This window comes from Kitasatospora sp. NPDC002522, from assembly GCF_053595195.1.
This window is the reverse complement of record NZ_JBSFXE010000057.1, coordinates 1-19134: the sequence shown is the minus strand read 5'-3', so window position 1 is coordinate 19134 and position 19134 is coordinate 1. Positions and strand designations below refer to the sequence as shown.

The window sequence follows — 19134 nt, the reverse complement described above, 5'->3', positions numbered from 1 at the left end:
CTCGCCAGTAGCTTACGCGCGAAGGCCGCCGGACCAACAGGTCCGACGGCCTTCGAAAAGTGCCCGTCACGGGCGGGGCGCTCAGCGCCGGATGGTCGGCTTGAGCTCCAGGAAGCGGGCGAGCAGGCCGTTCACGAAGGCCGGCGACTCGTCCGTCGAGTACTCCTTGGCGATCTCCACGGCCTCGTCCAGGACGACCGCGTCCGGGACGCCGTCCTCCCAGATCAGCTCGTAGGTGCCGAGCCGGAGCACGTTGCGGTCGGCGATCGGCATCCGGTCGAGCGTCCAGCCCACGGCGTAGGTGGAGATCAGGTCGTCGATCGTCCGCGCGTGCTGCGCGTAGCCCTCGACCAGCTGCATCGTGTACTCCGCGACCTGCGGAATACCCTCGTCCGGCCGGGGGTCGCGCGCCCGCGCGACCCAGTCGGCGAGGACCCGCTCGGGCGCCACACCGCGGTGGTCCGCCTCGAACAGGATCTGGAAGGCCCGGGTGCGGGCCTTGCTGCGTGCAGCGGCCACGGTTACTTGACCCGGCCGAGGTAGCTGCCGTCGCGGGTGTCGACCTTGATCTTCTCACCGGTGGTGATGAAGAGCGGGACCTGGATCTCGGCACCGGTCTCCAGGGTGGCCGGCTTGGTGCCACCGGTGGAGCGGTCGCCCTGGACGCCCGGCTCGGTCTCGGCGATGACCAGCTCGACCGCGGCCGGGAGCTCGATGTACAGCGGGGCGCCCTCGTTCTGCGCGACCAGGGCCTCGAAGCCCTCCAGCAGGTACTTGGCGGCGTCGCCGACGGTGGCGGAGTCGACCGGGACCTGGTCGTAGGTGTCCATGTCCATGAAGATGAACGCGTCGCCGTCGCGGTACGAGTACTGCATGGTCCGCTTGTCGACGTTGGCGGTCTCGACCTTGACGCCCGCGTTGAAGGTCTTGTCGACGACCTTGCCGGACAGGACCTCCTTCAGCTTGGTGCGAACGAAGGCCGGGCCCTTGCCGGGCTTGACGTGCTGGAACTCGACGACGGTCCAGAGCTTGCCGCCGTCCAGCTTGAGGACCATGCCGTTCTTGAGATCGTTCGTGGTAGCCACGGGCGCACTTACTCCTGATATGTCCGTTGTCAAAGAACCAAGGCACGCGCGCCGCCGCCGCCCTTGCGGGCTACAGCGCGAGGAGCTCCTTGGTCGTGATGGTGAGCAGCTCGGGTCCGCCCTCCTCCGGAGGCCGCACCACGAGCGTGTCCTCGATCCGGACGCCGCCCCGACCCGGGAGATGAACCCCGGGACCGACGGTGACCGGCACGCGATTGTCCAGTTTACCCATGTCGGCGGGGCCCAGGCGCGGAGCCTCCCGGATCTCCAGGCCGATGCCGTGTCCCAGCGGGTGGACCGACGGCTCGGCGTGTCCGGCGGCCTGCAGGATCGACCGCGCCGCGTCGTCCGGGACGTGCTGCTCGACGCCGGGTCCGAGCGCCTCCCGGCCGGCCCGCTGGGCGTGGAAGACCAGGCGGTGCAGTTCGACCTGCCAGCTCGCCGGGGCGGCGCCGATCACGAAGGTGCGGGCGGTGGAGATGCCGTAGCCGCGGTACTGGGCGCCGAGCGCGACGGTGAGGAAGTCGCCCTCCTCGACCCGGCGGTCGGTGGGCTGGTGGCGCTCCAGCCCGGAGTGGCTGCCGGTGCCGACCGAGACCGGGAAGGCCGCCCGGTCGGCGCCGTGGTCGACCATCCGGCGCTCCAGCTCCATCGCCAGGTGCCGCTCGGTGCGGCCGACCAGGATCGACTCCAGCAGCTCGCTGAGCGCCTGGTCGGCGATCTCGGCGGCGATCCGCAGGTCGGCGATCTCGTGCTCGTCCTTGACCACCCGCAGCCGCTCCACCGCGCGGTCCAGGTCGAGCAGCCGGCCCGCGTCGGCCAGCTCGGCCACCGTGCGGTGCCGACTGACCGTCAGGTCGTGCTCCTCGACGGCCAGGTCGCGCACCCGCAGCCGGGCGGCGGCCTCGGCGGCGGCGAAGGCGGCGTCGGTCTCGGCCGCCACCGGGAGCTGGGTGAGTTCCTCGTCCAGCAGCCGCTCCCCGGCCTCCTCCGCCGGCACGTCCTGCGGCAGGGCCAGCACCGCGCGCTCCCGGGTGAGCAGCAGGGCGGCGCCGACCGGGGGGCAGCCGGTGAGGTAGCGGACGTTGGCGGCGCGCGTGATCAGCGCGGCGTCGGCCCCGGAGGCGCTGCAGTACTCGCGGAGGCGTTCGCGTCGGGCGGCGTGCGCGTCGGACATGCCTCGAGCGTACGAACCCCGGCGACGGCCCGCCCGTCGGGCGCGCCGTCAGGGAATGCGGCGGCGGGCGGGTGCGTTGTGGCCTCATGAAAACGGCAATCGTTGCCGGATTCGCAGGCAGAGGAGGTCGAGATGGCGCGCAGCGAGCTGCGACCGGTGGTGACGCTCCGGTCCACCGCGGGCACGGGCTTCACCTACGTCACCCGGAAGAACCGGCGCAACGACCCGGACCGGATGGCGCTGAGGAAGTTCGACCCGGTCGCGGGGCGGCACGTGGAGTTCCGCGAGACCCGTTGACCGACCAGTACGCGAGTGTGGAGGAGGAGCAGAAATGAAGCAGGGAGTGCACCCCGAGTACCGTCCGGTGGTCTTCCGCGACAAGACCGGGGGCCTGTCGTTCCTGACCGGCTCCACCGCGACGAGCGAGCGGACGGTCGAGTGGACGGACGGGCGGAGCTACCCGGTGGTGGACGTCGAGACCTCCTCGGCGAGCCACCCGTTCTACACCGGGAAGGCCAGGCTGCTGGACACCGCCGGCCGGGTGGAGCTGTACCGCCGCCGCTACGGCGGCTGACGGCCCGTCGGAACGGGGCCCCGGGGTTCGCACCGAACCCCGGGGCCCCGTCGCGTCACTTGCCGGGCGGGGGGACGGAGACCACCAGGGTGAGGCGGCAGGGGACGGTGCCGTGGTTGCCGTAGGCGTGGGCGGTGGCGGCCTCGTAGGAGGCGGTGGAGCCGGCCGGGATGGCGTGGTCGCGGCCGTCCAGGGTGAGGGTGAGGACGCCCTCGTCAACCCGGGCGATCTCGACGGTGCCGGGCGGGTGCGGGTCGGACGCGTGGGCCTCGCCGGGCTGCAGCAGCCAGTCCCAGAGTTCGAGCGGACCGGGGGCCTCGATGCCGTTCAGCAGGACGCCGCGGCCGCCGGACGGGCCGGACCAGAGCCGGACCGCCTCCTCCCCGGGCACGATCCGCACGGTGGAGGTCTCGTCGTAGTCGAGCAGCCGGGCGATCGAGACGCCGAGCGCGTCCGCGAGCCGGACCACGGTGCCCACCGAGGGGTTGGTGCGGCCCTGCTCGATCTGGACCACCATGCCGCGGCTGACGCCGGAACGGGCGGACAGCGCGTCCAGGGTGTGGCCGCGTTCGGTGCGCAGCCGCTTCAGGTTGCGGGCGAGGGCCTGGGTGACGAGGTCGGGATCCGGCACGCGTGAGTCCAATATTCTGGTTGGAGTAGTCCAGTCTCCTGAACTACGCTTCGGGCGGAACGACAGATCCACCGAACTGTACTGCGGAGTCCACCATGCTGCCCTGGAGCTGCGCTTCATGAGCGCCGCGCTCGCCCTGCTCGCCAGCCTGCTCTGGGGAGTCGCCGACTACGGCGGCGGCGCGATCACCCGGCGGCTGCCCGCGCTGACGGTGGTGGTGCTCTCGCAGGCCGCGGCCGCCGCCGTGCTGCTGGTGGCGGTGGTGGCCACCGGCGGCTTCGCGGACGCGGGGCCCGGGCTCTGGTACGCGGTGGCGGCCGGCCTGATCGGGCCGGTCGCGCTGCTGGCCTTCTACCGGGCGCTGGCGCTCGGCCCGATGGGCGTGGTGTCGCCGCTGGCCACGGTCGGGGTGGCGGTGCCGATCGGGGTGGGGCTGGCGGTCGGCGAGCGGCCGGGCCTGACCCAGGTGCTGGGCATCCTGGTCGCGGTCGCCGGGGTGGCGCTGGCCGGCGGTCCGCAGCGCGGCGGGGCCGCGGTCAGCCGTCAGGTGCTGGTGCTGACCCTCGGCGCGGCGCTCACCTTCGGCGCGGTGCTGGCGCTGATCGCGCACGCCAGCAGCGGCGGCGGGCTGCTGCTCGCCCTGCTGGTGCAGCGGGTGACCAACGCCGTGGTGGGCGCCGGGATGCTCGCCGCGGCGGCCCGCCGGCAGCCGCTCGAACTGCGCACCGCCGGGCGGTCGCTGCCCGCGCTGACCGCGGTCGGGGTGGCCGACGTGGCCGCGAACGGGCTGTACGCCGCCGCCTCACACCTGGGCTCGGTGGCGGTCGCGGCCGTGCTGGCCTCGCTCTACCCGGTGGTGACGGCGCTGATGGCGCGCGGGCTGCTGAAGGAGCGGCTGCTGCGGGTGCAGGTGGTCGGCGCGGGGCTGGCGGTGGCCGGCTCGCTGATCCTGGCGGCGGGCTGACACCGCGTCAGCCGCTGCCCGGCCAGGCACCCCGCCCGGTCAACTCCCCGCCCGGTCAGCCCGCGTTCGCGAAGGCGCGGGTGCGCTTGGCGACCTGCCAGTAGCCGATCGCGGCCGCCCAGACCACCACGAACAGGCCGACGATCACGAAGCCCACGTTGTCCAGGCTCAGCCCGGCGATCCACCCGGTGACCGGGTCGGTGAGCGACAGCTTGTCGTGCAGCACGGCGACCAGCTCGATGGTGCCGATCAGGAAGGCCACCGCGATCGACAGGCCCGTGATGGTCAGGTTGTAGTACACCTTGCGGACCGGGTTGGAGAACGCCCACTGGTAGGCGAAGTTCATGAACGTGCCGTCCAGGGTGTCGAACAGGCTCATCCCGGCGGCGAACAGCAGCGGCAGGCAGACCACCGCGTACCAGGGCAGCCCGGCCGCCGCGCCCGAGCCGGCCATCACCATCAGGGTGACCTCGGTGGCGGTGTCGAAGCCCAGGCCCAGCACCATGCCGACCGGGAACATCTGGCCCGGACGGGAGATCGAGCGGGTGGCGCGGTTCAGCACCCGGGCCAGCAGGCCGCGCGACGTCAGGTGCCTCTCCAGCTCGGCCTCGTCGAACTGGCCGGCCCGCATCGCCCGGAACACCCGCAGGATGCCCAGCAGGGCGACCAGGTTGAGCGCGGCGATCAGGTACAGGAAGGCGCCCGAAGCGGTGGTGCCGATGGTGCCCAGCACCTGATGGGTCGTCGACTCGTCGTCCATCAGCGTGCCCGCCAGCGCCGCTCCCCCGGCGACCAGGCCGGCCATGAGCACCACCATCGAGGAGTGGCCGAGGGCGAACCAGAAGCCCACCGAGACCGGGCGGCGGCCGTCCGCCATCAGCTTGCGGGTGGTGTTGTCGATCACCGCGATGTGGTCGGCGTCGAAGGCGTGCCGCATGCCCAGGGTGTACGCGGTGACGCCCAGGCCCACGCCGAACACCTGGGTGCCGACCTGGTACCGGTGCGGCGCCACCAGGAAGAACAGGGTGCCGAAGGCCACCACGTGCAGCGCCAGGATCACGGCCATCAGCCCCGCCGTGCGCAGGGTGTCCTCGCGCCGCCAGCGGAAGCTCGGCAACGCGGCGCCCGGACTGTTCTCGGGCAGGGTCAGTTCGGACGCGGTCATCCGCGGATCACGCTCCAGCACCTCGTGGATCACTTCGTGAGATGCCGTGGCCGGTCTCCTGGCTGACGGGGTGTTGCGCGCCGGCGCCCGGCCTTCCCGGCCGCGACGGGGCCAGTGGCACGAGGTGGGAGCCGACGACTCCCCGATCACAGTGGCGAGGGCCGCTCCGGACTCCTGTGGCGAGGCACAGTGCACCGGCTTCCCGAACACCACGGCCCGACCACCGTAGGACCGACGCGCCCGCAGCGGCAAGGCCGCACGGGCGTGCGGGTCCGCAGGTGGCGAAGATCACGCCCGGGCGGGTCCGGTGACGGCGCGTCACCGGGCCGGGGTGACGGAGCGTCAGGCCATCCAGAAGAAGACGCAGGTCATCCGCTTCTCGTCGAGCGTCGCGCCGTGGTACTCGCTCGCCGTGTGCATCAGGTTGGCGGTGTAGAGCAGCAGCCGGTTGTAGCGGTGCGGGACGGCCAGGTCCTCGGTGAAGGAGTCCGGCGGGACGAAGCGGGTGCCGAGGGCGTCCACCAGGTTGTTGTGCGGGGCGACCACGGTGTTCCCGCCGAGCCGGCCGCCGGGCAGGCTCTGCCGGTAGAAGCTGGTGCCGCACCGCTTCGGGACGCCCGGGTTGAGGTACAGCACCGCGGCGTAGCGGCAGAGCGAGCGGGAGTCGGTGTGCGGCCGCGGCTCGCACTCCCCCGCGCCCACCACCTGCACGCAGTTGTGGTTGAAGGTGCCGCCCTCGGCCTCGCCCAGCGCCCAGATCCGCGGCACCCCGATGGTCTCCCGGACCAGCTTCTCGACGTGTGCCAGCTCCTCGGGCTCCAGCCCGGGCATCGCCCGCAGCCCCGGCCAGGCCTCGGGCTTGTGCGGGTAGCCCTCCTCCCAGTCGGTGCGCGCCAGGTGCCGGGCGCGCACCGCGTCCGGATCGGGCAGCACGTCGTCCAGTACCCAGTAGTCGCGGCCCTTGGTGGGCTTGCGGTAGGGCAGGACGGGCAGCGCCGGGGTCGGGCGCGGGGCCTGGAAGGGTTGAGCAGGCATGGCCCCGACAATAGGAGCGCCGCCCCGCGCCCTCACCCAAGAAGCGGTCAACCTTGCGTCAAGGCTTGGCGATCCGACGGCACGTCAGGGTCGCTGGCAGCTCGGGCACCAGAACAGGTTGCGGGCGGCCAGTTCCTCCGTGCGCACCGGGGTGCCGCAGACCAGGCAGGGCTGGTCGGTGCGGCGGTAGACGTACACCTCGCCGCCGTGGTCGTCCACCCGCGGCGGGCGGCCCATCGCCTCCGGGGTGTGCTCCGGGCGGACGGTGTCGATCCGGCCCGCGGCGGCACCCGCGTGCATCAGCTCCACCAGGTCCGACCAGATCGCCTCCCACTCCGCCCGGCTGAGCGAGCGGCCCGGACGGTGCGGGCTGATGCCGAGCCGGAACAGCACCTCGGCGCGGTAGACGTTGCCGACGCCCGCCAGCACCTTCTGGTCCATCAGCAGCGCGGCCACCGTCGTGCCGCTGCGCGAGATCCGCCGCCAGGCGTCGTCGCCGGCCTGGTCCGGGCGCAGCGGGTCGGGGCCCAGGCGGCGGTGCAGCGCCAGCTTCTCGGCCGGGGTGAGCAGCTCGCAGGTGTTGGGGGCGCGCAGGTCGGCGTAGTGCTCCTCGCCCTGGATCCGCAGCCGGACCTGCCCCACCGGGACGGGGGCCGGCCCGCCGCCGAAGGTGAACCCGCCGTACAGGCCCAGGTGCACGTGCAGCCAGGACTCCCCGAAGCCCAGGAACAGGTGCTTCCCGTGCGCCTCCGCCTCGTCCAGCACTCGGCCGTCCAGTAGTGCGGCGCCCTCCGCGAAGCGGCCCTGCGGGCTGGACACCGCGACCGGTCGGCCGGCGAACAGCGCGGCGTTCTGCCTGGCCAGGCGATGGATGACGTGCCCCTCCGGCACCGGCGTCAACTCCTTGGATCGGGGTGGCTGAAGGACTCCATCATCCCAGCCGGGTCGGACAGGCCGGCCGGGGCGACTGGCTCCGGGCTCCTGGACCCGCGCTCCGGGTGGCGGGCCGGTCAGAGGTCGGCGGCGGCGGCGTGGAGGGTGGCGAGGGCGCGGCGGGCGAGGGCGGAGAAGTCCGTGTCGTCGGTGGCGGTCCACTCGGCGAGGGCGGTGCGCAGCGCGAGGGAGGCGAGTTCGGCGGCCAGAGCGGCGGTCGGGGCGGGGACGTCGCGGGCGCGCAGGGCGTCGGTCAACGCGGCGACGAGGCCGGCCCGCTTGAGGAGTTCACGCTCCGTCAGCTCCGGGTGGGCGGCGATCACCTGCTGGCGGTCGCGGACGGCCTGCCGCCGCTCCGGGCGGAAGCCGTACGTCGCAGCGGCGTCCAGCGCGGCGGCGACCGCCTCCAGCGGGCCGGTCCCGGCCGGGGCGGCGGCGACCGCCTCGGCCAACAGCCGGCCCAGCACGTCACCGCCGAACAGCACCTCGCGCTTGTCGGTGAAGTGCCGGAAGAAGGTGCTCTTGCCCAGGCCCGCGCGCTCGGCGATCTCGGCGACGGTGGTGCGCTCGTAACCCTGCTGGACGAACAGGTCCAGCGCGGCGCGCTCCAGCCGCTCGCCTGCGTTCGGTTCCCACCTGGCCATGATCGGAAGTCTACGCGATGGGACTTGGTCCCATCACTGGGCTAGAGTAGCGATGGGACCAAGTCCCATCACCTCGCGTTCCCCTCACTCACGTTCCGGAGGCTCCGGCCATGCATGTCTTCGTCACCGGTGCGAGCGGCCACCTCGGCTCCGCACTCCTGCCCGAACTCCTCGCCGCCGGCCACCGGGTCACCGGCCTGGCCCGCTCCGACGCCTCCGCCGCGGCGCTCACCGCGCTCGGCGCGGAGGTCCGGCGCGGCGACCTCGACGACCTGGACGGCCTGCGGGCGGCTGCCGCCGCGGCCGACGGGGTGATCCACCTGGCGTTCAAGCACGAGTCGATGCTCCGCGGCGACTACGCGGGCGCGATCGCCGACGACCTGACGGTGGTGCACGCCCTGCGGGACGCCCTGGCGGGCAGCGGAAAGGCCCTGGTCGGCACCTCCGGCACCGGCGTGGGCTCACTGCCCGGTCAGCTCGCCACCGAGGACGTCGCGGTGCCGGGCGCGCCGCGCGGCGAGGCCGAGCAGGCGGTGATCGACGCCGCCGCGGACGGGGTGCGCACCGCGGTCGTCCGGCTGCCCCCGGTGGTGCACAGCCCGCTCGACCACCACGGCTTCGTCCCCGTGCTGATCCGGATCGCCCGCGCCACCGGCGTCTCCGGCCACCTGGGCGACGGCGCCAACCGCTGGCCCGCCGTCCACACCCTGGACGCCGCCCGCCTCTACCGCCTCGCCCTCGAACAGGCCCCCGCCGGCACCCGCCTGAACGCCGTCGGCGACCAGGGCATCCCCTTCCGCGACCTCGCCACCGCGATCGGCGACCGGCTCGGCCTCCCCGTCGCCCGCATCCCCGACGAGACCGCCGAGTCCCACTTCGGCTTCCTGTCCTTCCTGGTCCCGCGCGACATCCCCGCCTCCGCGACCCGCACCCGCGAAACGCTCGCCTGGAAGCCCGAACACCCGGGCCTGCTCGCCGACCTGGAGCTGCCGCACTACTTCACGACGGCGGACTGACCACCCCTCACCCCGCTGGCGTCGGCCCGCGCGGTCAGGGGTGGCGGAGTCGGGTGAGGATGGCCTGGTCGAGGGCGGCGGCGGTTTCGGGGATGGTGAGGGCGGAGTTGTCGATGATGGGGAGGCCGGAGGTGCGCCAGCCGGCCATCCGGCCGTGGATGCGGGCGACTTCGTCGTCGGTGAGGCGGCGGTTGCCGGCGCGTTCGGCGTTGCGGGTGAGGACGCGGTCGAGGCCGGGGAGCAGGACGACGGGGATCATCCCGGGGCCGATGTGGCGCTTCCAGCCGCCGAGGCCGATCGCGGGGCGGTCGGGGAAGACGGCGTCGTCGATGATGCAGGAGATGCCGTTGGCGAGGTAGTTGCGGCAGGCGAAGCCGCAGGTGCGGCGGGCCAGCCGGTACTGGGCCTCGGAGGCGGTGTTCCAGCCGGACTGCGGGTTGGCGAAGCCGGACTGTACCCATTCGCGGACGTCGTCGAGGCTGATGTGCGCGGTGGGGGTGGGGCGGCGTTCGGCCCAGTAGCGGGCGACCGTGGTCTTGCCCGCACCGGCCGGGCCGATCAGCAGGACGGCGATCGGGCCGGTGGGCACCGGAGCCGGAAGGGCCGGGGCGGCGGGGAGTTGGACGGTGCCGCCGACCGGGAGGACGAAGTGGCCGGTGCCGCCGGCCGGGACGGCGGTGACCGCCTTGAGCGGGACGGTCGGCCGGTCCGGGCGGGGCCCGGCGGGCGTGAGCACCGGGATCGCCTGCGTGGCGCCGGGCCGCGCGGTCGGCAGCGCCGGTGCTGGGTACGGCGGTTGAGGGGACGTCGGGAACGGGGGAACGGCCGGACGGGGCGGCACCTGGCCCCCCGGGTACTGGCCCTCCGCGTACTGGCTCACCGTCACCTCCCGGTGCCGAATCTACACGTCGGCCCGGTGGCGGGCACAAGTCCGCCACCGGGCCGGCCGGCCCCGCTCAGCGAGAAGTGAGCTGGTCAGCCAGTGCGCGCAGGGCCAACTCGTAGGAACCCAGGCCGAATCCGGCGATGGTGCCGGAGGCGACCGCGGCGATCACCGAGGTGTGCCGGAAGGTCTCCCGGGTGTACGGGTTGGAGATGTGCACCTCGATCAGCGGGGCGGTGCGCTGCGCCGCGGCGTCCCGCATCGCGTACGAGTAGTGGGTGAACGCACCGGGGTTGATCACCACCGGGGTCTTGGCGTCCGCCGCCTCGTGCAGCCAACCGACCATCTCGGCCTCGGAGTTGGTCTCCCGGACCTCGACGGACAGGCCGAGTTCGAGGCCGAGCGCGGTGCAGCGCTCGACCAGTCCCGCGTACGAGGTGGAGCCGTAGACGTCGGGCTCGCGGGAGCCGAGCCGGCCCAGGTTCGGGCCGTTCAGCACCAGGACCCGGGTCATCCGGAGACCTCCGCATAGGCGGCGACCAGCAGGGACGGGTCGGGGCCCTCCAGGATGGAGGTCTTGGCGAGGCCGTCCAGGACCACGAAGCGCAGCAGGTCGCCGCGGGACTTCTTGTCGATCTTCATGGCGTCCAGCAGCTTCGGCCAGGCGTCGGCGCGGTAGCTCAGCGGCAGGCCGACCGAGGCCAGCACGGTCCGGTGCCGGTCGGCCGTCGCGTCGTCCAACCGGCCCGCGAGGCGGCCGAGTTCGGCCGCGAAGACCATGCCGATGGAGATCGCCGCGCCGTGCCGCCACTTGTAGCGCTCGTTGCGCTCGATGGCGTGGCCGAGGGTGTGGCCGTAGTTGAGGATCTCCCGGCGGCCGGACTCCTTGAGGTCACCGGAGACCACGTCGGCCTTGACCTGGATGGCCCGCCGGATGAGCTCCAGGGTGTGCGGGCCGGCCGGGGTGGCGGCGGCCTCCGGGTCCTGCTCGATCAGGTCGAGGATGACCGGGTCGGCGATGAAACCGGCCTTGATCACCTCGGCCAGGCCGGAGACGTAGTCGTGCTTGCCGAGCGTCTCCAGGGTGCCAAGGTCGGCCAGCACGCCCGCGGGCGGGTGGAAGGCGCCGACCATGTTCTTGCCCTCGGCGATGTTGATGCCGGTCTTGCCGCCGACCGCGGCGTCCACCATGCCCAGCAGCGTGGTGGGCACCGAGATCCAGCGCACCCCGCGCAGCCAGGTCGCGGCGACGAAGCCCGCCAGGTCGGTGGTGGCGCCGCCGCCGAGGCCGACCACCACGTCGCTGCGGGTGAAGCCGGTCTGGCCGAGCACCGACCAGCAGTACGCGGCGACCTCGGCCGACTTGGCGTCCTCGGCGTTCGGCACCTGCACGGCGATCGCCTCGTAGCCCTGCGCGGCCAGGTCCTCGCGGACCGCCTCGCCGGTGGCCTCCAGCGCCTCCGGGTGGATCACCGCGACCCGCCTGGCCTTCGGGCCGATCAGCGGGGCGAGCTCGCCGAGCAGCTGATGGCCGATCAGCACCTCGTACGGGGCGTGGCCGTCGCTGCCCGCGACCTGGATCCGGACGATGTCAGTCATTGCTCCCGCCTTCGCTTCGCTCGGCGGTCACTTCGTGACGACAGCCGGTCCAATTGGCTCGTTCGCTTCGCTCACTCACGAGGGTTCTTCAACTCCAGTGCTTCGAGTACGGCGTCGGCGACCTGCTCGGGGGTGCGGCCCGCGGTGTCGACCACGGCGGTGGCGACCTCCAGGTAGAGCGGGCGGCGGGCCTCCATCAGCTCGCGCCAGCGGGCCCGCGGGTTGACCGCGAGCAGCGGGCGGGGGGCGTCCAGGCCGACCCGCTTGACCGCGTCGCCGAGCGGCACCTCCAGGAACACCACGGGCAGCGGCTGCAGGAGTTCGCGGGTGGCGTCGGCCAGCACCGCGCCGCCGCCGAGGGCCAGCACGCCGGGGTGGGACGCGGTGGCGGCGCGGACCGCCTCCCGCTCCAACGCGCGGAAGTGCGGCTCGCCCTCGTCGACGAAGATCTCCGGGATCGGCTTGCCGGCCGTCTCCTCGATGTCGGCGTCGGTGTCCCGGAACGCCACGCCGAGCCGGTCGGCCAGCAGCCGCCCGACGGTGGACTTGCCGCTGCCGGGCGGACCGACCAGCACGACCGCGGGAGTCGTCATCGGACGATCAGGTGGTCGAGGTACGACTGCGCGTTGCGGCGGGTCTCGGAGACGTTGTCGCCGCCGAACTTCTCCGCCACCGCGTCGGCCAGCACCAGCGCCACCATCGCCTCGGCGACGATGCCGGCCGCCGGGACGGCGCAGACGTCCGAGCGCTGGTGGTGCGCCTTGGCGGGCTCGCCGGTGCGCACGTCCAGGGTCTGCAGGGCGCGCGGCACGGTGGCGATCGGCTTCATCGCGGCCCGCACCCGCAGCAGCTCGCCGGTGGACAGGCCGCCCTCGGTGCCGCCGGAGCGGCCGGAGGTCCGCTTCACGCCGTCCGCGGTCGGCACGATCTCGTCGTGCGCCTGCGAGCCGGGGATGCGGGCCAGCTCGAAGCCGTCGCCGACCTCGACGCCCTTGATCGCCTGAATGCCCATCAGCGCGGCGGCCAGCCGGGCGTCCAGCCGGCGGTCCCAGTGCACGTGCGAGCCGAGGCCGACCGGCACGCCGTACGCCAGCACCTCGACCACGCCGCCCAGGGTGTCGCCGTCCTTGTGGGCCTGGTCGATCTCGGCGACCATCGCCTTCGACGCGTCGGCGTCCAGGCAGCGCACCGGGTCCTCGTCGAGGCGGGCCTCGTCGGAGGGCAGCGGCAGCACCCCGGCCGGGGCCTTGGCCGCGGCCAGCTCCACCACGTGGCTGACGATCTCGATGCCGACGGTCTCCTTCAGGTAGGAGCGGGCGACCGCGCCGAGCGCGACCCGGGCCGCGGTCTCCCGGGCGCTGGCGCGCTCCAGGATCGGCCGGGCCTCGTCGATCGAGTACTTCTGCATGCCCGCCAGGTCGGCGTGGCCCGGGCGGGGCCGGGTCAGCGGCTCGTTGCGGGCCAGGCCCGCCAGGATGTCCGCGTCGACCGGGTCCGCCGACATGACCTGCTCCCACTTCGGCCACTCGGTGTTGCCGACCATCACCGCGACCGGCGAGCCCATGGTCAGGCCGTGCCGGACACCGCCGAGGAAGGTCACCTCGTCCTGCTCGAACTTCATCCGGGCGCCGCGGCCGTAGCCCAGCCGGCGGCGGGCCAGCGCGTCGGCCACCATCGCGGTGGTGACCGGCACTCCGGCCGGCAGGCCTTCCAGCGTCGCGACCAGAGCGGGGCCGTGCGACTCCCCCGCCGTCAGCCAGCGCAACCTACCCAACGGAAGCTCCTTCGTCAGCGGCCCGCGCCGCGAGCGGCGGCCCGGTCCGGGCGTCTCGTGCTGCCAGGCCGCAGCCGCGACCTCGCACTTCCGATCCTTTCACGTCCCCGGGGTGTCAAGTCGCACGGTCCGCGTGGCGGACAGCGAACGTCCGCGTCCGGAGCGCCGCGCAGCCGCACGTCCGCGGTCCGGCGGGCCGCTCAGCCGGCCAGCGCCGCCTCGCCCGCGGCGCGCATCGCGGCCAGCGGTCCGGGCTTGACGCCGGTGAACTGTTCGAACTGCAGCACCGCCTGATGCACCAACAGGTCCAGCCCGCCGAGCACCGTGCCGCCGCGCTCCAGGCAGGCCGCGGCCAGCCGGGTCGGCCACGGGTGGTACAGCACGTCGAACAGCACGCCGGGCGCGGCGGGCAGACCCGCCGCGAACCCGTCGGTCGCCCCGACCGGGGTGGTCGAGACGGTCAGCGGACCGGCCAGCGCCTCGGCCGCGTCCTCCCACGCGGCGGTGCGCACCTCGACGCCCAGCCGCTCCCCCAGCGTCCGCATCTCGGCGGCCCGCTCGGGGCTGCGCACGTACACCGTCACCGCGCCGTCGCAGAGCTGTCCGAGCGCGGCCAGCGCGGACGAGGCGGTCGCCCCGGCGCCGAGCACGGCCGCCGACCCGACCCGTTCGACGCCACGCTCGCGCATTGCGTTGACCAGGCCCGGCACGTCGGTGTTGTCGCCGTGGCGCTGCCCGTCCGGGCCGAACACCACGGTGTTGACCGCGTCCACCGCGCGGGCGGTGTCGGAGATCCCGTCCAGCAGCGGGATGATCGCCCGCTTCAGCGGCATGGTCAGCGACAGGCCGGCCCAGGCCGCGGTGTCCAGCCCCGCGACGAAGCCGGCCAGCGTCGACTCGTCGATCTCGTGGCGGTCGTAGCGCCACTCGGTCAGGCCCAGCGCGGCGTAGCCGGCCCGGTGCAGCGCCGGGGAGAGCGAGTGGGCGATCGGCGAGCCGAGCACGGCGGCCCGGTGCGGGCTGGTCACGAAGCGGCCTTTCGGGGGGTGCCGACGCGGTGTCGGGGAGTCGGGGTGCGGTGCAGGAAGACGTCGACGGGGTCCTCGGACTCCAGTGCGAAGCCGTGCCGCTCGTACAGCCGGCGGGCGGGGCTGCCCTGCAGCACGTTCAGCCGGACGTCGAGGCGCTCGGCGTCGGCGTGCTCCAGGACCTCGGCCAGCACGGCGCCGCCCAGGCCGCGGCCCTGGAGTTCCGGGTCGAGGTAGAAGTGCTCCAGCAGCAGCGCGCCGGGCCGGTCCGGACGGACCGTCACGCAGCCGGCCAGCCGTGGGAAGCCCGCGACCTCGACGATCCTGGTGTGGTCGCCGCTGAACCCGTCGCGCAGGCGCTGGCGCACCCGCTGCGGGTCGTAGCGGCCGAGGCGCTCCAGGTCCGGGCGCATCACGACGGCGCGCAGCTCGGCGATCGGTTCGACGTCGGCGTCGGTGGCGGTGCGCAGCGCCCAGGTGGTGGTCATGCGGTGCTCCGGTGGGTCCGGGCGCTCCAACGCCCTTCGCTGTGGGTGATCCTGATCGGGTGGGCGAAGCAGTCGGAGACCAGTTCGGTGGTCAGCACCTCGTGCGCGGGCCCGGCGGCGGTGGCGAGGCCGTCGCGCAGCAGCAGGGCGTGGCTGGTGGTCTCCGGGAGCTCCTCCAGGTGGTGGGTGACCAGCACGCTGGCCACCTCCGGGTAGCGGCGGCGCAGCTCGTCCAGGCTCTCCAGCAGTTGCTCGCGGGCGGTCAGGTCGAGCCCGGTGGCGGGCTCGTCGAGCAGCAGCAGCCGCGGCTCCGGCATGAGGGCGCGGGCGATCAGCACCCGGCCGCGCTCGCCCTGGGAGAGCGTGGTCCAGGCGTCGTCGGCCCGGTGCGCGATCCCCAGGGTCCGGATCAACTCCTCGGCGTGGTCCAGTTGTTCGGCGCTGGGCTTGCGGAACGGGTCGGGCTCGATGGACTGCGTGACACCCGTCAGCACCACCTGACGCACCGTCAGCGGCGAGCGCAGCGGGTGGCGCGGGTTCACGTGCCCGAGGTGCGCCCGCAGCTCCCGGACGTCCACCCGCCCGAGCTGCCGTCCGAGGACCGTCACCGTCCCGTGCGTCGGGTGCTGGACGGCGCCCAGCAGCGACAGCAGCGTGCTCTTCCCGGCCCCGTTCGCGCCGAGCACCGCCCAGTGCTCGCCCGCCCGCACGGTCAGCGACACGCCCCGCAGCAGGTACCGCCCGTCGCGGACCACGTCCACCTGCCGGGCCTCCAGCAGCGCCGGGTGGTTCGGGTACGGCGTCTCCGGTGTCTCCATCCGGATCACGCTACTCCTGCCACCCGGCGCCACTGCAAAGCCGTATCGCCCGCTGGACGGCCTACTTGCAGGTGGTGGTGGCGTCGTCGAAGCCCTGCCCGTGCTGGGTGCAGTACTCCTGGACGTTCTTCTTGTGCTCCGCGCCGGTGGTCGCGAACCGGGTCTCCGAGGGGCTCATCGCGATCCAGAACACCCAGTCGCCCGGCGTCGGGTTGAGCACCGCCTGGATGGCGGCGTCGCCCGGGTTGCCGATCGGGGTCGGCGGCAGGCCCGGCTTGACGTAGGTGTTGTACGGCAGCGAGGCGTCGTTGATCTCCTTGCTGGTGAGCTTGGTGCGGCCGAGCTGGTACTGGAGCGTGGTGTCCAGGCCGAGCTTGTGGCCGGTGGCGTTGGTGGTCAGGCGGTTGGTCAGCGCCCGGGCCATCTTGCCGAAGTCGTGGTCGTTGTTGCCCTCGGCCTGCAGGATGGACGCCTCGGTGATCACCTCGTAGGCGTTCTTCAGGCCGACCTTCTGGGCGCCCTCGTCGAGCTTGAGGTCCGTGTAGTGCTGGACCGCCTGGGCGACCATCTGCTTGAGCAGTTCCTCGGGCTTCATCCCGTCGGTGATGGAGTACCGGGCGGGGTAGAGGAAGCCCTCGGGGTTGTTGTTGGCGTAGGCGGGCAGGCCCAGGCTGCCGGCCTGGTCCTTGGCGACGCTCGCGGTGGTGCCCTTGGCCAGCTTCAGCTTGCCGTCGATGATCGTGTAGATGTCGGAGGCCTTCTTGCCCTCCGCGATGATCATCACGTTGCCGCCGTTGGACTCCACCAGCTCCTGGATGGCGGCGGCGGCGGACATCTCGTGCTTCATGGTGTAGACGCCGGGCTGGATGGTGTTCGCCTTCGGGTTCTTGTCGAACGCGCTGGTGAACGCCTTGACGCTCTTCACCACCCCGGCGTCCAGCAGGGCGCTGCCCATCTGGGCGCCGGTCGAGTCCTGCTTGATCGTCACGTTGACCGACCCGTTGCCCTCGCCGGAGTAGTCCGGCGGCGGGCCGAAGTGGGTCTGGTAGATGCCGTAGCCCCACCAGCCGGCGCCGGCCGTCGCACCGAGCAGCACCAGGGCGACCACCAGGCAGGCGCCGCTGTTGCGGCGGCCGGCCTTCTTGCCCTTCTCCTTGCGCTTGCGCTCGGCCTCGCGGGAGCCGTCATGCTCGCCGAAGAAGGACTCGTCCTCCTCATCGCCGGGCAGCTCGTCCTCGGCCTCGGCCCACTCCTCCTCGGGCTCCGGCTCGACCGGGGCGGCCGCCGGGTTGTCGAGCGCCGCGGCCTCCGCCTCCCAGTCGATGCCGTCCGGACCGGGACCGCCGGCCGGCTCCGGCCGCGCCTGCGGCCGGCCCTGGGACTGCGGCGCCTGCGGCGGGACACCGCCCTGCCCCGTCGCCTGGCCCAGCCCGCCGCCCTGCGGCATGAACTGCTGCTGCAGGTAACCGGGTTGCTGACCGCCGAAGCCGGGCTGCTGCGGGTAGCCGCCACCGCCCTGCGGGCGGCCGGCCATCGGCTGTCCCGGCATCTGCCCCATCGACTGGCGCCCCTGCGGCATCGGCTGCCCCTGCGGCATCGGCCGGCCGGGCTGCGGCATCTGCTGCTGGGGGTAGCCCTGCTGCTGCGGGTACCCCTGGGGGTACTGCTGGCCGTGGCCCTGGGTGTGCTGCGGATAGCCGCCCTGCGGTGTCTGCCCGTACCCGCCGGACGGGTCGTACCCGCCCTGCTGCGGCATCTGCTGCTGGGGGTAGCCCTGCTGCTGCGGGTACCCCTGGGGGTACTGGCGGTAGCCGCCCTGGCCGTCGGGGTACCACGGCTGCTCGTCAGGGGTGCCGAAGCCCCCGCTCTGATCGGTCATCGATCCCCTTACAGCGTCCCGGCACCTGTCGAACCGGCGTGCTACCGCAGCACTTGCCGGGAGACGCTACCGTACCGCAGCGAAGAAAAGCCCAGCCCACCCGTGCTCATCGGGTGGGCGAAGCAGGCGGCGAGCCCGTCCCGGAGCCGGACGCGGAGGCGGTCGGCGAGGCGTGGGCGGCGCGGTAGGCGTTGAACTCGTCGACGTTCCGGCGGTGCTGGTCGGGGCTGTCGGTGAAGCGGGTGTCACCGGGCTTCACGGTCACGAAGTAGAGCCAGTCGCCCTCGGCGGGATTGATCGCGGCGCGCAGCGCATCCCGGCCGGGGTTGCCGATCGGGGTGGGCGGCAGGCCGGCGTGCGCGTAGGTGTTGAAGGGCGAGTCGAGCTTGGTGTCGTCCTCGGTGGTGGTCAGGGTGGCGCGGCCGAGCGCGTAGTTGATGGTGGAGTCGAGTTGCAGCGGCATCTTCTTCGCCAGCCGGTTGTAGATCACCCGGGCCACCTTGGCCATGTCGTCGGGGTTGTCGGCCTCGGCCTGGGCGAGGCTGGCGACCGCGAGCAGGCCGTACGGGCTGACGCCGTTGGCGCGGGCGGCCTGGTCGATGCCGTCGGTGCCGAGCCGGGAGCCGGCCTCCTTGACCATCTGCTGAAGGAGCGTCAGGGCGGTGGTGTCGCCGGTGACGGGGTAGCTCGCCGGGTAGAGGAAGCCCTCCAGGTGGCCGGCCGCGTCGGCGGGCAGGCCGAGGTCGGCGAGGTGCTGTTCGGCGGTGGCCTTGGCGGTGCCGGCCGGCAGCCCGAGCCGGCCGTCGATCGCGGTGAACACCTGAGCGGAGCGCCAACCCTCGGGAATGGTCAGGGCGTTGGCGTTGGCCGGGTCGAGCAGCACGTTCAGCGCGGCGACCGCGGACATCTTCTCCTTGAGCGTGTAGGTGCCGGGCTGGATCCGGTTCCCGGCCGGGCTGTTGGCCGCGGCCTCGGCGAACGCCCGGCTGCTGGCCACCACGTGCTTGCCCTCCAGGGTCCTGCCGATCTGGGTGATCGACGCGCCCTGCGCGACCGACACCTCCACCTGCCCGGTGCCGCCGCCGGTGAAGTCGGGGGCGGGCGGGCTCCCCTCCGGCCAGAGCAGCAGCACCGCCACCGCGGCGACCAGCGCCACCCCGAACAGGCCCAGCACGCTCAGGCAGCACGCCACGGAGGTGCGCACCCGCTGCGGGTCGGGCGGCTCGACGCCGTACGGCAGACCGGGCGGGGCGCCCTCGGGCTCGACCGGCGGGGCGCCGAGGTGACCGGGGGTGAGTCCGGGCGCGGTGTACGGGTCGGTCAAGGCAGGCCTTCCGGCGGCGGCAAGGGTCGGGGGGCGCGCGGGCGCGGCGGGCCCGCCGGGGGCCCCGGGCCCAACAACTCGGCGGGGGAGAGAGGACGGGGTAGGGCCAAGGGCGCG

At 73.5% G+C, this 19134-nt stretch carries 22 protein-coding genes and 1 riboswitch; of the genes, 4 read left to right on the top strand and 18 right to left on the bottom strand.

The window, feature by feature from the left end:
• Window positions 1-81: 81 nt before the first annotated feature.
• From nusB to ACWD4U_RS31700, 3 genes are all read right to left on the bottom strand, one after another.
• Window positions 82-519: a transcription antitermination factor NusB gene (nusB, locus tag ACWD4U_RS31710; RefSeq protein WP_363460706.1), complete on the bottom strand. Its 438-nt coding sequence runs from the start codon at window positions 517-519 to the stop codon at window positions 82-84.
• Window positions 520-521: 2 nt separating this feature from the next.
• Window positions 522-1085: an elongation factor P gene (gene efp, locus ACWD4U_RS31705; RefSeq protein ID WP_363460704.1), complete on the bottom strand. Its 564-nt coding sequence runs from the start codon at window positions 1083-1085 to the stop codon at window positions 522-524.
• Between the two features lie 70 nt (window positions 1086-1155).
• Window positions 1156-2262, bottom strand: coding sequence for an aminopeptidase P family protein (locus tag ACWD4U_RS31700; protein ID WP_363460702.1), 1107 nt, complete (start codon window positions 2260-2262; stop codon window positions 1156-1158).
• 132 nt (window positions 2263-2394) lie between these two features.
• Here ACWD4U_RS31700 and rpmG point away from each other — a divergent pair, with 132 nt between their 5' ends.
• Together rpmG and ACWD4U_RS31690 are read left to right on the top strand one after the other, a co-directional pair.
• Window positions 2395-2559 (top strand): 50S ribosomal protein L33, encoded by a 165-nt coding sequence (gene rpmG / locus ACWD4U_RS31695; RefSeq protein WP_363460700.1) that lies wholly within the window; start codon window positions 2395-2397, stop codon window positions 2557-2559.
• A gap of 34 nt (window positions 2560-2593) precedes the next feature.
• Window positions 2594-2836, top strand: a complete 243-nt coding sequence (locus ACWD4U_RS31690) for a type B 50S ribosomal protein L31 (RefSeq protein WP_363460698.1) — start codon at window positions 2594-2596, stop codon at window positions 2834-2836.
• Window positions 2837-2891: 55 nt separating this feature from the next.
• Here ACWD4U_RS31690 and ACWD4U_RS31685 read toward each other — a convergent pair whose 3' ends face one another.
• Window positions 2892-3467: a helix-turn-helix domain-containing protein gene (locus tag ACWD4U_RS31685; protein WP_363460696.1), complete on the bottom strand. Its 576-nt coding sequence runs from the start codon at window positions 3465-3467 to the stop codon at window positions 2892-2894.
• Between the two features lie 118 nt (window positions 3468-3585).
• On the opposite strand from ACWD4U_RS31685, the gene ACWD4U_RS31680 reads away from it, so the two are divergent.
• The gene (locus tag ACWD4U_RS31680) at window positions 3586-4431 is read left to right on the top strand and encodes a DMT family transporter (RefSeq protein WP_363460694.1); all 846 of its coding nucleotides are present in this window, start codon (window positions 3586-3588) and stop codon (window positions 4429-4431) included.
• 55 nt (window positions 4432-4486) lie between these two features.
• On the opposite strand, the gene ACWD4U_RS31675 is transcribed toward ACWD4U_RS31680, so the two are convergent.
• From ACWD4U_RS31675 to ACWD4U_RS31660, 4 genes are all read right to left on the bottom strand, one after another.
• Entirely contained in the window at window positions 4487-5596 is a 1110-nt protein-coding gene (locus tag ACWD4U_RS31675; RefSeq protein ID WP_363460692.1) for a Nickel transporter NicT, read from the bottom strand.
• 31 nt (window positions 5597-5627) lie between these two features.
• Window positions 5628-5825, bottom strand: a riboswitch (cobalamin riboswitch).
• Between the two features lie 113 nt (window positions 5826-5938).
• Window positions 5939-6631, bottom strand: coding sequence for a DUF6445 family protein (locus ACWD4U_RS31670; RefSeq protein ID WP_363460690.1), 693 nt, complete (start codon window positions 6629-6631; stop codon window positions 5939-5941).
• Window positions 6632-6715: 84 nt separating this feature from the next.
• Window positions 6716-7522 carry an Fpg/Nei family DNA glycosylase gene (locus tag ACWD4U_RS31665; protein ID WP_363460688.1) on the bottom strand — a complete coding sequence of 269 codons (807 nt, stop codon included), beginning with the start codon at window positions 7520-7522 and terminating at the stop codon, window positions 6716-6718.
• A gap of 119 nt (window positions 7523-7641) precedes the next feature.
• Window positions 7642-8208, bottom strand: coding sequence for a helix-turn-helix domain-containing protein (locus ACWD4U_RS31660; protein WP_363460686.1), 567 nt, complete (start codon window positions 8206-8208; stop codon window positions 7642-7644).
• Window positions 8209-8318: 110 nt separating this feature from the next.
• Here ACWD4U_RS31660 and ACWD4U_RS31655 point away from each other — a divergent pair, with 110 nt between their 5' ends.
• Complete coding sequence (locus tag ACWD4U_RS31655) at window positions 8319-9224, top strand: SDR family oxidoreductase (protein ID WP_363460684.1); 906 nt, start codon at window positions 8319-8321, stop codon at window positions 9222-9224.
• A 34-nt stretch (window positions 9225-9258) separates the two neighbouring features.
• Here ACWD4U_RS31655 and ACWD4U_RS31650 read toward each other — a convergent pair whose 3' ends face one another.
• From ACWD4U_RS31650 to mltG (ACWD4U_RS31605), 10 genes are all read right to left on the bottom strand, one after another.
• Window positions 9259-10104 (bottom strand): AAA family ATPase, encoded by an 846-nt coding sequence (locus tag ACWD4U_RS31650; protein WP_363460682.1) that lies wholly within the window; start codon window positions 10102-10104, stop codon window positions 9259-9261.
• A gap of 76 nt (window positions 10105-10180) precedes the next feature.
• Window positions 10181-10621 (bottom strand): type II 3-dehydroquinate dehydratase, encoded by a 441-nt coding sequence (gene aroQ / locus ACWD4U_RS31645; protein ID WP_363460680.1) that lies wholly within the window; start codon window positions 10619-10621, stop codon window positions 10181-10183.
• Window positions 10618-11706, bottom strand: coding sequence for a 3-dehydroquinate synthase (aroB, locus tag ACWD4U_RS31640; protein WP_363460678.1), 1089 nt, complete (start codon window positions 11704-11706; stop codon window positions 10618-10620). The genes aroQ and aroB overlap by 4 nt, the downstream gene beginning before the upstream one ends.
• Before the next feature lie 71 nt (window positions 11707-11777).
• The gene (locus ACWD4U_RS31635; protein WP_363460677.1) at window positions 11778-12299 is read right to left on the bottom strand and encodes a shikimate kinase; all 522 of its coding nucleotides are present in this window, start codon (window positions 12297-12299) and stop codon (window positions 11778-11780) included.
• Complete coding sequence (gene aroC / locus ACWD4U_RS31630; RefSeq protein WP_363460675.1) at window positions 12296-13480, bottom strand: chorismate synthase; 1185 nt, start codon at window positions 13478-13480, stop codon at window positions 12296-12298. The genes ACWD4U_RS31635 and aroC overlap by 4 nt, the downstream gene beginning before the upstream one ends.
• 200 nt (window positions 13481-13680) lie before the next feature.
• A complete protein-coding gene (locus ACWD4U_RS31625) occupies window positions 13681-14508 on the bottom strand; it encodes a shikimate dehydrogenase (protein ID WP_363460673.1) in 828 nt (275 codons plus the stop codon).
• Complete coding sequence (locus tag ACWD4U_RS31620; protein ID WP_363460671.1) at window positions 14505-14996, bottom strand: GNAT family N-acetyltransferase; 492 nt, start codon at window positions 14994-14996, stop codon at window positions 14505-14507. Before ACWD4U_RS31620 ends, ACWD4U_RS31625 begins: the two co-directional genes overlap by 4 nt.
• On the bottom strand, window positions 14993-15814 hold the full coding sequence (locus ACWD4U_RS31615) for an ABC transporter ATP-binding protein (protein WP_363460669.1): 822 nt from the start codon (window positions 15812-15814) through the stop codon (window positions 14993-14995). Before ACWD4U_RS31615 ends, ACWD4U_RS31620 begins: the two co-directional genes overlap by 4 nt.
• Before the next feature lie 61 nt (window positions 15815-15875).
• A complete protein-coding gene (mltG, locus tag ACWD4U_RS31610) occupies window positions 15876-17693 on the bottom strand; it encodes an endolytic transglycosylase MltG (RefSeq protein ID WP_363460667.1) in 1818 nt (605 codons plus the stop codon).
• 106 nt (window positions 17694-17799) lie between these two features.
• Window positions 17800-19017, bottom strand: coding sequence for an endolytic transglycosylase MltG (gene mltG, locus ACWD4U_RS31605; protein ID WP_363460665.1), 1218 nt, complete (start codon window positions 19015-19017; stop codon window positions 17800-17802).
• Window positions 19018-19134 lie beyond the last annotated feature (117 nt).

Coding starts and splice junctions, on each gene's coding strand:
- ACWD4U_RS31700 (WP_363460702.1), bottom strand. CDS start 2,262: ATGTCCGACGCGCACGCCGCCCGACGCGAACGCCTCCGCGAGTACTGC.
- rpmG (WP_363460700.1), top strand. CDS start 2,395: ATGGCGCGCAGCGAGCTGCGACCGGTGGTGACGCTCCGGTCCACCGCG.
- ACWD4U_RS31690 (WP_363460698.1), top strand. CDS start 2,594: ATGAAGCAGGGAGTGCACCCCGAGTACCGTCCGGTGGTCTTCCGCGAC.
- ACWD4U_RS31680 (WP_363460694.1), top strand. CDS start 3,586: ATGAGCGCCGCGCTCGCCCTGCTCGCCAGCCTGCTCTGGGGAGTCGCC.
- ACWD4U_RS31675 (WP_363460692.1), bottom strand. CDS start 5,596: ATGACCGCGTCCGAACTGACCCTGCCCGAGAACAGTCCGGGCGCCGCG.
- ACWD4U_RS31670 (WP_363460690.1), bottom strand. CDS start 6,631: ATGCCTGCTCAACCCTTCCAGGCCCCGCGCCCGACCCCGGCGCTGCCC.
- ACWD4U_RS31660 (WP_363460686.1), bottom strand. CDS start 8,208: ATGGCCAGGTGGGAACCGAACGCAGGCGAGCGGCTGGAGCGCGCCGCG.
- ACWD4U_RS31655 (WP_363460684.1), top strand. CDS start 8,319: ATGCATGTCTTCGTCACCGGTGCGAGCGGCCACCTCGGCTCCGCACTC.
- aroQ (WP_363460680.1), bottom strand. CDS start 10,621: ATGACCCGGGTCCTGGTGCTGAACGGCCCGAACCTGGGCCGGCTCGGC.
- aroB (WP_363460678.1), bottom strand. CDS start 11,706: ATGACTGACATCGTCCGGATCCAGGTCGCGGGCAGCGACGGCCACGCC.
- ACWD4U_RS31635 (WP_363460677.1), bottom strand. CDS start 12,299: ATGACGACTCCCGCGGTCGTGCTGGTCGGTCCGCCCGGCAGCGGCAAG.
- ACWD4U_RS31620 (WP_363460671.1), bottom strand. CDS start 14,996: ATGACCACCACCTGGGCGCTGCGCACCGCCACCGACGCCGACGTCGAA.
- ACWD4U_RS31615 (WP_363460669.1), bottom strand. CDS start 15,814: ATGGAGACACCGGAGACGCCGTACCCGAACCACCCGGCGCTGCTGGAG.
- mltG (WP_363460667.1), bottom strand. CDS start 17,693: ATGACCGATCAGAGCGGGGGCTTCGGCACCCCTGACGAGCAGCCGTGG.